General features: G+C 34.2%; 12 protein-coding genes. All 12 read left to right on the top strand.

The genetic code is table 11. The features are described 5' to 3' along the window. Position 1 precedes the first annotated feature (1 nt). Positions 2 to 7,339 carry a cell surface protein SprA gene (gene sprA, locus OLM53_RS08205; protein ID WP_264519752.1) on the top strand — a complete coding sequence of 2,446 codons (7,338 nt, stop codon included), beginning with the start codon at positions 2 to 4 and terminating at the stop codon, positions 7,337 to 7,339. Between the two features lie 63 nt (positions 7,340 to 7,402). Beyond that, on the top strand, positions 7,403 to 7,783 hold the full coding sequence (gcvH, locus tag OLM53_RS08200; RefSeq protein WP_264519751.1) for a glycine cleavage system protein GcvH: 381 nt from the start codon (positions 7,403 to 7,405) through the stop codon (positions 7,781 to 7,783). Beyond that, entirely contained in the window at positions 7,755 to 8,156 is a 402-nt protein-coding gene (locus tag OLM53_RS08195; RefSeq protein ID WP_264519750.1) for a VanZ family protein, read from the top strand. The genes gcvH and OLM53_RS08195 overlap by 29 nt, the downstream gene beginning before the upstream one ends. Positions 8,157 to 8,252: 96 nt before the next feature. After that, complete coding sequence (locus OLM53_RS08190) at positions 8,253 to 10,373, top strand: capsule assembly Wzi family protein (RefSeq protein WP_264519749.1); 2,121 nt, start codon at positions 8,253 to 8,255, stop codon at positions 10,371 to 10,373. 295 nt (positions 10,374 to 10,668) lie between these two features. Further along, complete coding sequence (gene cyoE, locus OLM53_RS08185; protein WP_264519748.1) at positions 10,669 to 11,571, top strand: heme o synthase; 903 nt, start codon at positions 10,669 to 10,671, stop codon at positions 11,569 to 11,571. Beyond that, entirely contained in the window at positions 11,572 to 12,159 is a 588-nt protein-coding gene (locus tag OLM53_RS08180; RefSeq protein WP_264519747.1) for a heme-copper oxidase subunit III, read from the top strand. 43 nt (positions 12,160 to 12,202) lie between these two features. Further along, the gene (locus OLM53_RS08175; protein WP_264519746.1) at positions 12,203 to 13,234 is read left to right on the top strand and encodes a cytochrome c oxidase subunit 3; all 1,032 of its coding nucleotides are present in this window, start codon (positions 12,203 to 12,205) and stop codon (positions 13,232 to 13,234) included. 21 nt (positions 13,235 to 13,255) lie between these two features. Continuing rightward, positions 13,256 to 13,618, top strand: coding sequence for a cytochrome C oxidase subunit IV family protein (locus tag OLM53_RS08170; RefSeq protein WP_264519745.1), 363 nt, complete (start codon positions 13,256 to 13,258; stop codon positions 13,616 to 13,618). Positions 13,619 to 13,701: 83 nt separating this feature from the next. After that, the gene (locus OLM53_RS08165) at positions 13,702 to 14,367 is read left to right on the top strand and encodes a hypothetical protein (protein ID WP_319799848.1); all 666 of its coding nucleotides are present in this window, start codon (positions 13,702 to 13,704) and stop codon (positions 14,365 to 14,367) included. Between the two features lie 9 nt (positions 14,368 to 14,376). Beyond that, the gene (locus OLM53_RS08160; protein WP_264519744.1) at positions 14,377 to 15,060 is read left to right on the top strand and encodes an SCO family protein; all 684 of its coding nucleotides are present in this window, start codon (positions 14,377 to 14,379) and stop codon (positions 15,058 to 15,060) included. Continuing rightward, positions 15,053 to 15,646, top strand: coding sequence for a DUF420 domain-containing protein (locus tag OLM53_RS08155; RefSeq protein WP_264519743.1), 594 nt, complete (start codon positions 15,053 to 15,055; stop codon positions 15,644 to 15,646). Before OLM53_RS08160 ends, OLM53_RS08155 begins: the two co-directional genes overlap by 8 nt. Then, on the top strand, positions 15,636 to 15,902 hold the full coding sequence (locus OLM53_RS08150) for a hypothetical protein (protein ID WP_264519742.1): 267 nt from the start codon (positions 15,636 to 15,638) through the stop codon (positions 15,900 to 15,902). Before OLM53_RS08155 ends, OLM53_RS08150 begins: the two co-directional genes overlap by 11 nt. The last annotated feature ends 3 nt before the right edge of the window (positions 15,903 to 15,905 follow it).

The raw sequence follows: 15,905 nt of genomic DNA, 5'->3' as shown, positions 1-15,905 counted from the left end.
CTTGAAGAAGTTAATCTTAGGATTAGTTTTGCTACTAAGCGCTACGACTTATGCTCAGATTAATGAAACGCCTAAAGACAGTTTGGGCTATTCAAAAGGGAAAATGGAGATAAAAAATCCAAATAGTATTGTTAATGCTTACACCTATGATCCAGCAACAAACAGATATATTTATACCAGTTCCGTTGATGGTTTTAATATCAATTACCCTATTATTTTAACCCCAAAGGAATACGAAGAATTAGTGCTTCGAGAATCGATGCGGGAGTATTTCAAACAAAAATCGGATGCGATTGATGGAAAAAAAGATGGTAGTGATCAAAAGAAAAAAGATTTATTACCTCGATACTATGTAAACTCAGGTTTCTTTGAGTCTATTTTTGGGTCCAATACCATTGATGTAAAGCCCACAGGTTCTGTAGAAATGGATTTGGGAGTTCGTTATACTAAACAAGACAATCCGGCCTTTTCTCCAAGAAATAGATCCCAAACTTCCTTTGATTTTGCTCAAAGAATTAGCATGAGTTTGAACGGTAAAGTGGGAACAAGATTGAGCGTTAATGCCAATTATGATACCCAATCTACTTTTGCTTTTCAAAATCTTATCAAGTTAGAGTATGCACCAACAGAAGATGACATCATTCAAAAAATTGAAGTCGGAAATGTGAGTATGCCAACGAGTAATTCTTTGATTCGTGGTGCTCAAAGTTTATTTGGGGTTAAAGCGCAATTACAATTTGGAAAAACTACAGTAACCGGTGTTTTCTCAGAACAAAAATCAAAAACCAAATCAGTCACAGCTCAAGGCGGCGGAACGATACAAAATTTTCAATTATATGGTCTAGATTACGATGCCGACCGACACTTTTTCTTATCGCAATACTTCAGAAATAAGTATGATGAAGCGTTGCAAGATTACCCAGTAATTCGAAGTAGAGTTCAAATTACAAGAATAGAAGTATGGGTAACCAACAGACAAAACAGAGTTAGTACCACCAATAATAACTTGAGAAACATCATTGCTCTTCAAGATTTAGGGGAATCACAATATTCGGGAATTCCTGATCCAAGACTAGTTGCTATTACACCACAGCCACCAGGTTTCTTTGTTTACAATTCAACTGTAACACCACCTGATTCTAATGGCAATGTACCATCAGATAATAAAAACAACAAATATGACCCAGCGTTAATTACTACTGGAGGCGGGTTGTTGAATTCAAATGTTAGGGATATTGTCACAGCTACAGCTGGTTTTAATAATACAGTTGATGAAGGGACTGATTTTTCAAAACTAGAAAATGCTAGAAAATTAGCGTCAAATGAATACACACTGAATCCACAATTAGGTTACATTTCGTTGCAACAACGTTTGTCTAATGACGAAGTTTTAGCAGTTGCTTATCAATATACCATTGGTGATAATGTATACCAAGTTGGGGAATTTGGAACAGACGGAGTAGATGCTACAGTAATTACAGGTGGCGGAGCAACTAATCAGGAGGTTTCATCTCAGAGTTTGATCTTGAAAATGCTAAAAAGTAGTTTGACAAATGTTCAAAAACCAATTTGGAATTTGATGATGAAAAACATTTATCAAATTCAAGGAGGTTACCAATTGCAAAGAGAAGATTTTAGATTCAATATATTGTATTCTGATCCTTCACCAATTAATTACATAAGTCCAGTTGCAGGAGTGCCATTTCCAACCAACCCACTTCCTGGCAATCAAGTTACAGAAACCCCACTGTTAAATGTCTTTAATGTTGATAAATTAAACTACAATAACGACCCACAAACAGGAGGAGATGGATTTTTTGATTTCTTACCAGGATTAACGGTAGATCAAACTAATGGACGACTCATTTTTACTACGGTGGAACCTTTTGGGAAATTAATTTTTGATAAATTAAAACTAAATGGTACTGAGGATTATTACAATACAACTACTTACAACGGAAACCAACAGAAATATGTTTTCCGAAGCATGTATGCCAACACCCAAGCGGCAGCTTTGCAAGATGCTGAAAAAAATAAGTTTCTATTAAAAGGAAGATTTAAATCTTCAGGAGGTGATGGAATTCCAATTGGAGCTTATAATGTGCCAAGAGGTTCGGTTGTAGTAACCGCAGGAGGAAGAGTGTTGCAAGAAGGTATTGATTATAGTGTAAATTATCAAGCAGGAAGAGTTCAAATTTTAGACCCATCTTTGCAAGCTTCTAATACACCAATACAAGTTTCTGTTGAAAACAATTCTACTTTTGGGCAACAAACTAGAAGATTTATGGGCTTTAATATTGAGCACAAATTCTCTGATAAATTTTTACTTGGTGCCACTTTAATTCAAATGAGCGAAAGACCATTGACTAACAAATCAAATTATGGTCAAGAGTCAGTAAATAATACCATTTTTGGATTCAATGCCAACTACTCAACTGAAGTTCCTTTTTTAACTAGATTAGTTAACAAATTACCTAATATCGATACTGATGTTCCTTCTAACTTCTCGCTAAGAGGGGAAGTAGCATTTTTAAAACCAGATGCACCAAAAGCAGACCAATTTAGAGGAGAATCTACCGTTTATGTAGATAATTTTGAAGGTTCACAAACCACCATTGATATGCGTTCGGCACAATCATGGAGCTTGTCTTCCACTCCAAAACAACCAACAACTGGAGCGACGTATCCTGATTTTGGTTCTAATGCTGTTGATTTAAGTTATGGCTATAAAAGAGGTAAATTAAGTTGGTACTCTATTGACCCAACTATTTATGTTCAAACACCAGGAAATATTGGTCAGGATGGGATTTCGACTAATAGTACTAGAAGAATATTTAGCCAAGAATTATTCCCTAACCTTCAAATTGCTATAGGACAGTCTACCGTAATTAACACTTTAGATTTATCGTATTATCCTGAGGAGAGAGGGCCTTATAATTATAATCCGTCAGCTCTTACTGGATTTAGTAATACTGATGCTAAGAATAATTTTGGAGGTATTATGCGTGCTATAAACTCTACCAATTTTGAACAGAGTAATGTGGAGTATATCCAGTTTTGGATGCTAGACCCTTACTATGACTTTAATAATCCAACAGCAGAAACAGATCATAATAATACAGGTCAAATTTATTTTAACCTAGGTGAAATTTCAGAAGATGTCTTGAAGGATTCAAGAAAACAATATGAAAACGGTTTGCCTTCTACCAGTACTTCGAATACCTTGACTCACACAACGGTATGGGGGAAAGTTCCATCATCTCAATCGCTTATTTATGCTTTTGATGTAGATGGTGCCAATAGAGGAGCTCAAGATGTTGGTTTTGATGGTGTAGGAGATGCTGATGAAAAAAATCTTTCGGGTGTTGCCCCTGGATTTGCAGCTTTAAACGACCCTGCCGGGGATAATTACCAATATTTTTTAAATTCTACAGAAACGACGGTACAAGGATGTTATAAAAATTACAATGGTGTTGAAGGCAATTCACCAGTAGATATCAATAACGATAACAGAGGCTCTACCACACTACCTGATGTAGAAGATATCAATAGAGATAATACCATGAACGAGGCTAATGCCTATTATGAGTATAAAATAGAAATGGCTCCATATAATTCAACTATTGCTACACCAAATGGACCAGTCACAATGCAAGTTGGAAGTAATTTTATTACGGATATGGTAGAAACAGAAGTTCCTAGTACCAATATTCCAAATCAAAATGCTACTCGTGCTAGATGGATTCAATTTAAAATTCCTGTAACACAACCCACCAATGTTGTTGGTAGTATTTCCGATTTTCGTTCCATTCGTTTTATGAGAATGTTTATGACAGGATTTACAAAACCAATTACGGTTCGTTTTGGTACTTTAGATTTAGTTCGTGGCGAATGGAGAAGATATGACAAACCTTTTGATGCTCTAACCGATACAGATACAAGTGATTTGACCACTACTTTTGATGTGCTTACGGTGAATCTTCAACAAAATGGAGCCCGTTTTCCTATACATTATGTGACCCCGCCAGGAGTTGTTCAAGAACAAGTAGGTACCAATAATCAAATTATAGCTCAAAATGAGCAATCACTTTCTTTACGAGTTTCAGGGGCAGCAGCAGGCGATGGCTTAGAAGTTGGAGATGCAAGAGCCGTGTTTAAAAATGTGGATGTTGATATGCGTCAATACAGCAAGTTAAAAATGTTTTTACACGCTGAAGCTTTGCCTACAGATACTACGCCATTACAAGACAATCAAATGACTGCTTTTATTCGTTTTGGAAATGACTTTACAGATAACTATTATGAAGTAGAGATACCGCTAAAAGTTACAGCGCAAAATGCCACAACAGCGGCAGAAATTTGGCCTGAAATCAATGAAATGGATATACCGTTGGCTCTTTTGACTCAATTAAAAGTGTTGTCATTTAGCGCCACTCCATCTCAATTAGTGAATGGTGTTTTATATAAAAACGATGTTGAATTAGATCCTTCATTGGCTTCTATTGCAAATCGAGGTCCACTACGACTGGGTATAAAAGGAACGCCAAATTTCGGATTGGTTCGAACCTTAATGGTTGGTATTAGAAATAATCATACTCAAAAAGTTAGAGGAGAAGTTTGGTTCAATGAGTTACGTTTGGCAGGATTAGACAATAAAGGAGGTATGGCCGCCATTCTTAATATGGATACTAACTTGGCTGACTTTGCAACATTATCAGCAACCGGTAGAATGAGTACCATTGGTTTTGGAACTTTAGAACAAGGACCACAGGAAAGAAGTAGAGAAGACACGCAGCAATTTAACATCATTACTAATCTTAGTTTGGGTAAATTATTACCTAAGAAATGGGGGGTTAATTTGCCATTCAATTATGCAGTTGGAGAAGAATTAATTACTCCGGAGTATGATCCTTTTAATCAAGATATTCGATTAAAACAATTATTGGACAATACTACTGATGCTACCGAAAGAGACAACGTTAGAAATAGAGCCATTGATTTCACCAAAAGAAAGAGCATTAACTTTATTGGAGTTAAAAAAGAAAGAGCACCAGAGCAAAAACCACATATTTATGACCCTGAGAATTTAACGCTTTCTTATTCTTTTAATCAAGTTGAAAAACACAATTACGAAATAGAAAATTATCTAGATCAGCAAGTAAGTACAACAGTTGATTATACTTTCTCTTTCCAAAACAAACCAGTAGAGCCGTTTAAGAAAACTAAAATGTTTAAGAAAAGCTCGTATTGGAAATTGCTAAGTGATTTTAACTTTAATTATCTTCCGGCAAGTATCTCATTCAGTAGTAATATTATCAGACAATACAACAAACAACAATTCAGACAAGTTGATGTGGCTGGAATTGGTATAGATCCGTTGTTCAGAAGAAATTATATGTTTAATTATCAATACGGATTTAATTATAACATTACTAAAGCCCTAAAAGTAAACTTTACGGCAGCTTCCCATAATATCGTTCGTACTTATATGGACATTAATAATGTTCCAGATAATACTAATACTATTTGGACAGATTTTTGGAATATTGGAACCCCAAATCAACACAACCAACAGATTGTTGTGAATTACGATTTACCAATTAATAAAATTCCATTCTTGTCTTTTGTGAAATCAACCTATACGTATACAGGAGATTATAGTTGGCAAAAGCCATCTTTAGCATTAGCATCAGTTGATGGACAAGATTTAGGGAACACCATTCAAAATGCAGGATCACATCGTTTGAATACAGCATTAAACATGGAGTCTTTTTACAAATATATCGGATTAGGTAAAAAACCAGTTGCTCCAGCACAAAAGCCAGCCGCATTGCCAAAACCTGGTGAAAAAATAACGGCAATTAAAGCACAGCCTGCTAAAAACAGTAACGTTTTTGTAGACGGATTACTTGGTGTTTTGACTAGTATAAAAAATGTACAAATTAATTATACTAAAAATGAAGGAACATTGCTTCCAGGTTACTTACCAGGATTAGGATTCTTTGGTTCCTCAAGACCAACATTAGGTTTCGTTTTTGGTTCCCAAGATGATGTGAGATATGAAGCGGCGAAAAGAGGTTGGTTAACAACCTATCAAGATTTTAATCAAAGTTTTACTCAAGTTTCCACAAAAACGTTAGAAGCTACTGCCAATATTGATTTATTCCCAGATTTTAAAATTGATTTAACAGCCAACAGAACCTATTCTGAAAACTTTTCAGAACAATATGATGTGACGCCAGGGACAGGACAATATAATCCTCGTTCTCCTTATAGTTTTGGTAACTTCTCTATCTCTACGGTCATGCTAAAAACATCCTTTAAGGCAAGTGATGAAAACGGCTCTTCAGCTTTTGATGATTTTAGAGAAAATAGAATTCTTATAGCTGATAGATTAGCTGCTCAATATTATGGTGGTGGTTCAATACCAAGATATGGTGATGCCGCAAACCCAATTCCAACGGATGTAAATGACCCAAAATATAATTTCTACAATTCGAATGCTGGTTTTCCTATTGGTTTTGGAAAAAATAATCAGGCCGTTTTGATTCCAGCTTTCTTGTCAGCCTACACGGGTTTTGGAGTTTTAGACCATAAAGCAGGTGAGGCAGGTCAAGGCGTTTCCTTAGACGCGTTTCGTAATTTCCCAATTCCTAACTGGAATATTAAGTACACTGGTTTGATGCGTTATGCCTTTTTCAAAGAGCATTTTAAACGATTCTCAATTCAACATGCTTACCGAGCGTCATATACTATCAATACTTTCCGTTCTAATCTTGATTATAGTGCAACTTCACCAACTCAAGATAACGGAGGATTTGGAAACTTTTATAATAAAACAATCATTGGAAACATCAATTTAGTGGAACAATTTAATCCGCTAATTCGAATTGATTTTGAAATGAAAAATGCCTTCAAAATTTTAGCCGAAATTAAAAAGGACAGAAGTTTATCTATGAGTTTTGACAATAATTTATTGACCGAAGTTCAAGGAAAAGAATATATCATTGGTATAGGATATCGTTTTAAAGATGTTATTTTCTCATCACAATTGGCTGACAATCCAACTGGAATTATTAAAAGTGATATTAATCTAAAAATCGATTTCTCTTACAGAAACAATAAAACGATAGTTCGTTACTTAGATTATGATAATAACCAAATTGGAGGAGGACAAAATATCTGGTCAGCCAAATTAACAGCAGACTATTCCTTTAGTAAAAACCTAACGGCTATTTTCTTCTATGATCATTCGTTCTCAAAACCAGTGATTTCAACATCATTCCCTTTAACAAATATTAAAGCTGGTTTTACATTGCGATATAATTTTGGAAACTAACCTTTGTTTTAAATAAAATTACAATTTCAAATCTTATCTTTACCGTCTTAAAATTAATATCAAATGAATATACCTAGCAATTTAAAATATACAAAAGACCACGAATGGGTTTTAATTGATGGCGATGTTGCCACTGTTGGCATCACTGATTTTGCTCAAAAAGAATTGGGCGACATTGTTTATGTTGAAGTGGAAACTTTGGACCAAACCCTTGATAAAGACGAAGTATTTGGTACCGTTGAAGCCGTAAAAACAGTTTCAGATTTATTCTTACCACTTTCTGGAGAAATCTTTGAATTTAATGAAGATTTAGAATCAAATCCTGAAGATGTAAATAGCGATCCTTACGGAAAAGGCTGGATGATTAAATTAAAAATAGCCAACGCTTCTGAAATTAACGAATTGCTTTCGAGTGATGCTTACAAAGAGCTTATTGGGGCTTAAAAAAGTCAGTTTGGTTTTTGCCATAGGCTGGACCTTAATAATAGCTTTTTTGTGTTTAGTAAAAGTAAATGATTTTCCATCGATTGGTATTTCTATAACTAGCGTAGATAAATACGTTCATATTACATTTCATTTTGTTTTTACAATGCTTTGGGGATTTTACTCCTGGGAAAAACAAGGTGTAATTGAAATCAAAAATATACGAAACATCTTTTTAATATCTGTCGGGTACGGAATTCTAATTGAGTTTTTGCAGGAAGAATTTACCACCACAAGACATGCTGATATTATGGATGTGGCCGCAAATACTATAGGAGCTTTAATGGCACTAGGCGTATTTCTTTACCTAAATAAAAAGAAACAAAACGAGTAACCATTAGATAATAAACTTTGTCCCGATTTACATCGGGATTTTTTTTACTTTTACCCACTGAAAAGCAATAATATCTTGAATCGATATCTTAATAATATGAAAAAAACAATTCCGTTTTTAGTATTACTTTTTTTAACTAGTGTAGCATCATCACAAGTTATCCAAAATACAGCCGAAAAATTTCCTGTTTTTCCTTCTTGTGAAGGATTAGAATATCTGCCATTGCAAACTTGTTTTTATAACCAAGTTCAGGATTTTGTTTTCAATAATTTCAAAGTGCCCGACAACTTAAAACAAAATAATTTCAAAGGCAGCGTGATTGTCCTTTTTGAAGTAGCCGATACAGGAAGCTTTAGAGTAATTTATGTAGATGCCAATGATGAGTCTTTGGTAGCAGAAAGTAAAAGAGTATTTGGTCAACTTCCTAAAATTAAACCGGCCACTTATAATGGTACTCCAACGTATGCCAAATACACCATTAAAATAGCAATTCCGTTGCAAAGTGCTGCCGAAGTTGAAGCTCAAAAGGAAACAGAAGTTCTAGCTGAAAAAAGTTCTACAAAATTCAAACCCAACAATAAAGAGTTGACAGAATTGAGTGATTTAAAACTTAAAAAGTTTGATAATCCACAACTCAAAAGCCATATCAATATTCCGTTTTCACATAGCTATTACTCGCAATTTGATGATGAAATGAATCAAGTTGGTGCTAACAATCATACTGGTTCAAAACCTTACTCGTATGCTGAAGTTTCAAAATATTATGATCTTGATGCTGAGAATAAAAAATTAGCAAAGAAATCGCAAGACTGGTTGAGCAGAAAGTTGTTCAATGAAAATTTAGTCGAAGTGCAAGGCGAGGATTATTGGTTTACCTTAAACCCAATTGTTGATTTGCAGTTTGGAAAAAGTAGTCCAAGTGTAGCCAAAAGTACTTTTATTAATACTAGAGGAATTCAGTTTAATGGTGGTTTAGGAAAAGAATTAAATTTTACTACTACCATTTATGAAAGTCAAGGTAGATTTGCCGATTATTTTAATCGATATGCAGAATCTATTAAACCAGACGGAGGTGACCCAGCAATTATTCCAGGAATTGGAATTGCCAAACCCTTCAAAACAGATGCCTATGATTTTCCTATGGCAGAAGCTAATTTGTCCTTTACGCCTAGTAAGTTTATTAATTTGAATTTGGGTTACGGAAAGAACTTTATTGGCGATGGTTATCGTTCGTTAATTTTAAGTGATGGTGCTAGTCCGTATCCTTATTTAAAACTGAATACTACTTTTTGGAAAATAAAATATACCAATATTTATACTTGGCTGAAAGATGTTCGACCTGATGTAACTGTAGATAGAACCTATGCTACGAAGTTTGCAGCAAGTCATTATTTGAGTTTGAATGTTACCAATCGTTGGAATTTAGGTCTTTTTGAATCTGTAATTTGGACTAATAATAACAACCGTGGTTTTGATATGAGTTTTGTCAATCCGATTATTTTTTATCGTACGGTTGAGTTTACTTCATCGGCACGAAGTGGTAATGCATTATTGGCTTTAACTTCTAAATTTAAATGGAGTAATCAAGTTAATTTTTACGGACAGTTTTTGTTAGATGAGTTTTCATTGCAAGATGTTAAGGCTGGAAACAATAGCTGGAAAAATAAATTTGGTTACCAGATTGGTGCGAAATACTACAATGCCTTCCATATCAAAAATTTATTGTTGCAAGTTGAGTATAACCAAGTTCGCCCTTATGTGTATTCCCATAGCGAAGCGATTACCAATTATGGTCACAACAATCAAAGTTTGGGACACCAATGGGGAGGGAATTTCAAAGAATTTATCGCTATTGCTCGTTATCATAATGGGAGATACTTTGCAGATGCTAAATTTACTGTTGGAAAACGCGGATTGGATTTCAACAATGGAACAGATAACTACAACTACGGAAGTAATATTTATTTAAGTTATAATGATAACAGACCTTATGATACTGGCGTGGTTATTGGACAAGGAAATACCACCAGCATTTTTATTGCAGATATGCAAGCAGGTTATTTGATTAATCCTGCCACCAATTTGAAACTGTATGGTAGTCTCATTTACCGCAACTTTAATCCAGCTACCGAGACTGCAACGGCTATTAAAGAGAGTACTACTTGGGTTTCTATTGGATTACGTTGTGATATTTTCAATTGGTATTTTGATTATTAGAATTTTGTCAATTTTAGACAACTGACAGCATCAAAAATTATCTTGGTAATATATAAATACGCTCCCAACATTAGAATTTTATGGTGTTGGGAGTTGTTATTTGATAGATAATATATTTGTGATTATAGCCCCGATAGGAGCTAGCTACCGTGTAGCGCGGATAGCGGGAGGATGCGTGATAGAAAGACAAAACAGCTGCTTCTAAAAATAATGATAATTCCCCAAATATATCCTCAATATTTTTTTGTCAAATCGTTTTCTATAAAGTACCTTTGCGGCAGTCTTAAAACTACTGATGAACGCAATCGCTGCTCCATTTTCTTTCAAAAAAATTGCCCTTGATTTTAAAGAAATCACCAAAGCGGGTTTGGCGATTAGTGTGGTGTTTTCTTCAATAGCAGGGTATCTTCTTGGAGTACTTGATTTTCATGATTTAAAAGTGACGACTTTATTGATGTTGGCTGTCGGCGGATATTGTATGGTAGGGGCTTCTAATGCGTTTAATCAAGTGATAGAAAAAGACTTAGATGCTTTGATGGACAGAACTAAAAATCGTCCGGTAGCTTCTGGGAGAATGTCACCGAATCATGCTTTGTTTATTGCGAGTTTGTTGACTATTGTTGGTTTGATACTATTGTATTTAATCAATCCAAAGTCGGCGATGTTTGGCGCGATTTCGATTTTTCTTTACACTAGTATATACACACCGTTAAAACAATATACGCCACTTTCAGTTTTTGTGGGAGCTTTTCCAGGCGCGATTCCGTTTATGTTGGGTTGGGTTGCGGCGACTAATAATTTTGGTATTGAAGCGGGAACGCTTTTTTTGATACAATTCTTTTGGCAATTTCCTCATTTTTGGGCCATTGGTTGGTTCTTATATGATGATTATGAAAAGGCAGGTTTCTTTATGTTGCCTACTGGAAAAAAAGACAACTCTACAGCGTTGCAGATTATACTTTATTCGGTTTGGTTGTTAGTGGCTTCGTTGTTGCCTTGCATAGGATATACTGGAAGATTGTTCCTTTCGCCAATTGCGGCAGGGATAGTGTTTTTGCTTGGTATTTGGATGATTTTTTACGCCATAAAATTATATCAGTTACGAACTGCAAAAGCAGCCAGAACATTGATGTTAGTTAGTGTTTCTTATATATCTTTGCTGCAATTAGTATATATTATAGATAAATTTTTAAGATAGATGGGTATGACAATGACCGCTCAAGAACATAAAGAAAGAACTGCAAGATCGTACAAACTACTTTTGTTGTTCGCCATGGGAAGCATGACGATGATGTTTGCAGGAATTGTGAGTGCTTTTGTAGTAAGTAAATCAAGAGAAGATTGGTTGAAGGATTTTCATTTGCCAACGGCATTTTATTTCAGTACGGCTACTATTATTTTGTGTAGTATTACGTTTCATTTGGCCAAAAAAGCAATTCAAAAAGACAATCGTCAAGGAACAACATTATTTCTTTTACTTACTTTAGCGCTAGGAATTGGCTTTGTACTTTGTCAGTTTACAGGTTTTAGACAATTGATGGAAAGTGGCTATTTTTTCACAGGTCCAGAGAGTAATATTGCTACGACTTTTCTTTATGTAATTGCCACAGTTCACTTGGCTCACCTTGCTGGAGGATTAATTTCGCTTTTAATCATAATTTATAATCATTTTAAACAAAAATACAATTCAACTCAAACGCTTGGAATTGAACTAGGTGCGATGTATTGGCACTTTCTTGATTTCTTGTGGATTTGTTTGTTTTTGTTTTTATATTTCTTTAAATAAGAAAAAAAATCTAAATTTGGGAACTTTTTAACTTTTAACTTTTATGGGAGCTACAGTTACTACTGGAAATAATACTGAGAATACTTGGGGTGGCGGAAATGAGCCAATGGGAGCTAGTTATGGCAAATTGATGATGTGGTTTTTTATCGTATCGGATGCTTTAACTTTCTCTGGATTCCTTGCTGCGTATGGTTTTTCGAGATTTAAATTTATTGATAATTGGCCTTTAGCCGATGAAGTGTTTACGCACTTTCCGTTTATGCATGGGGTGGAAGCACCAATGTATTATGTGGCGTTGATGACTTTTATCCTGATTTTTTCTTCCGTAACAATGGTATTAGCCGTTGATGCTGGACACCAAATGAAACAAAGTAAAGTAGCATTCTATATGTTATTGACTATTGTTGGAGGTTTAATCTTCGTTGGGTCTCAAGCTTGGGAATGGAAAAACTTCATACACGGTGAATATGGTGCCGTTGAAACTAAAGGAGGAAGTATTGTCCAATTCGTAGATACTGCAGGTAAAAGAGTAGCTTTAGATAAATTTGTAACGCATTTGCCTGACCAAAGAGAACCGCTAACAAGAAGTAAAGGAAAATGGTTTATGCAAGATGAAGATGCACTTCCTACTTATTCTGTTGCTGAAGTTCAAGCTGCATACAAAGCACATCCTGAGTTATTAGTTAGAACTGAAAAAATATACAGAGATACTGAAGAAGATAGAAAAAACACTAAACTTCAACCAGGTTTAAATCATAACAAACACAGAGAAATCTTAACTAGAGCTGAGTCAGATATTTTAGTTGGAAATGCTGCTAATGTAGTTGAAGGAGCTAATTTAAAACATAACGAATACGGAAGTAAACTATTTGCTGACTTCTTCTTCTTTATTACTGGATTCCACGGATTCCACGTATTTTCTGGAGTTATTATCAATTTTATTATTTTCTTGAATGTTGTTTTAGGAACATACGAGAAAAGAAGAACATACGAAATGGTAGAGAAAGTGGGATTATATTGGCACTTTGTCGATTTAGTTTGGGTATTCGTATTTACTTTCTTCTACCTAGTTTAATTTTTTACAAAAATTTATATTATGTCACACGATCACGCACACGAGCACGTATCTAATACAAAAAGAATTTGGTTGGTTTTTGCCCTTTTGTCTGTTGTAACTACAGTAGAGGTAACCTTAGGGATTATTAGACCAGAAGCTTTGTTCATGAACAATTTTTTAAGCATGAATTTATTAAACTGGATATTCATCATACTAACGTTATACAAAGCTTATTATATTGTTTGGGCTTTCATGCACATGGAAGGTGAAAAAAGCACTTTACGATGGGCCGTAGTTGGAACGGTAATCTTCCTAGTATTGTATTTATTATTTATCCTTTTAGTAGAAGCTAATTACGTTTTTGAGGTTTTTAAAAATTCTACCATTAAATGGAATTTTTAACACTATATTAATTCAAAAAAAAGTCCCGTCTAGTTTATAATACAAGGCGGGATTTTTTTATTTTTGTACAACTGTTTTTCACTATGAAAATGAAAAAAAATATTGTCCTTTTTGTACTGTTTGTTCTACCTATTGTTGCGTATCTTTTTTTTGCTTCGGGTGTCAATAGTTTTATTTCTTTGCCTACCATCACCAAAGATATTCCTGAAATAACTTCTTGGAAAACCTTAGACAATAAACAAGTTAAGTTAACCAATAAAATCACTATACTTGGATTTATTGGAAGTGATGTAATGAAACACAAAGGCAATTTTTTTAACCTTTATGAAATCATCTATGATAAGTATAAAGATTTTAAAGATTTTCAAGTGATAATGGTTCTTCCTGATGGCACACAAAATCAGGTTCAGGAATTATTAAAATTAGACATTAAAAAATTAGGAACCCATAAAGGATGGAATTTTGTATTTGCTTCGCCAAATGAAATAACAGCGTTCTATGACAAACTTCACTTGGTAGGTAAACTTGATAATACCCTAGCTACTCCAAATGTATTTATTGTTGATAAGAAAAGAAATTTGAGAGGAAGAAAAGGGCAAGACCAAAAAGGGACACCTGAATACAAAGAAGGGTATAGCACCATTTATGTATCGGATTTGTATAATAAGATGATGGATGACATGAAAATCATCATTTATGAATATAGAGCCGCACTTAAAAAAAATCATAACGCCACAAGAGAAATTTAGATTATTGTCATGAAAAGCAAATCCTATATAGGCTTATCCTTTATCGTATTAGTTTTTGGAATCATTTTCATTCCAAAAATTATTGAAAGAATAAAAAACAATACTGTAGTACAAGGCGATCGAATAGATGCCATTTCTAATCACAAAAATCCAGAAACAGGTCTTAGAAAAATTGGCCCAGCTCCTAAATGGGAATTAACAGATCAAAATGGAATAAAAATCACTAATGAAACTTATAAAGGGAAAGTTTATTTGGTTGAATTTTTCTTCACAACTTGTCCTTCTATTTGTCCTATAATGAATAGAAATATGGTAGATATTCAAAATGTTTTTTTTGGCAATCCTAACTTTGGTATCGCCTCTATTTCCATAAACCCAGAACATGATACTTCAGCTATTTTGAAAGAACATGCTCAGAAATTGGGAGTAAAATCTTCTAACTGGCATTTATTAACGGGAGACAAAGATTATATTTTCAATATTGCCAACAAAGGATTTAATTTGTATGCTGGCGAAAATAAAAATGTAAATGGTGGTTTTGAACATTCAGGGCTTTTTGCTTTGATTGATAAAAACGGAAATATAAGATGCAGAGAAGATGATTTTGGGAACCCTATTTTATATTACGACGGTTTAGAAAAAAAAGGAGTTAAAGCAATTACAGAAGACATTAAAAAATTACTAAATGAATAATTCAGATACAACAACCTTAGAAAAGAGACTTAGAACACCCATAATTTTTGTATCCATACTAATTCCAGTGGCAGTTGCTATTTTGTTCTCTGTGAAACTAAAAGATTTTGGGGTCATAGTAGAACCTCTATCTTTTTTACCCCCTATTTATGCTTCTATCAATGGTCTTACGGCATTACTTTTAATCATGGCTGTATTGGCTATTAAAAATGGGAATCAAAAAGTGCATGAAAGATTGATGACGATGGCAATTGCCTGTTCTGTAGTTTTTCTTGTAATGTATGTGGCTTATCACATGACGACAGATTCTACTATTTATGGTGATGTTGATGGTAATGGATTTTTAGATGCAATAGAGAAAGTAAACGCAGGCTCTACTCGTAATGTCTATTTATTTATTTTGCTTACCCATATTTTGTTATCGGTTGCAATTATTCCTTTGGTCTTAATTACCTATGTAAGAGCTCTAGCTAAAACATTTGATAAACATAAAATATTAGCCAAATTTACTTTTCCACTTTGGTTATATGTGGCTGTTACGGGAGTTGTGGTATACTTAATGATTTCTCCGTATTATGCCAATTAAAGAAGCAAGAAGTAAGAGACAACCGATAAGACCATTTAGTTTGAAAAACATTTTTTTCTTGCTTCTTATTTCTTGCTTCTTTTCTCTAAACTCTTTCTCCCAATGTGCTATGTGTCGTGCTTCCTTAGAAAGTGAAGGCAACAAGACTAAAGTAGAAGCCGTAAATGATGGTATCGTTTTCCTTATGGCGATTCCTTATATTTTGGTGGCTGTGATTGGGTTTGTGATTTATAAAATGTATTACAAGAAGAAATAAACG

This window comes from Flavobacterium sp. N1994 (assembly GCF_025947145.1).
Lineage (GTDB): Bacteria > Bacteroidota > Bacteroidia > Flavobacteriales > Flavobacteriaceae > Flavobacterium.
This window is presented reverse-complemented; position numbering and strand designations above follow the sequence as displayed.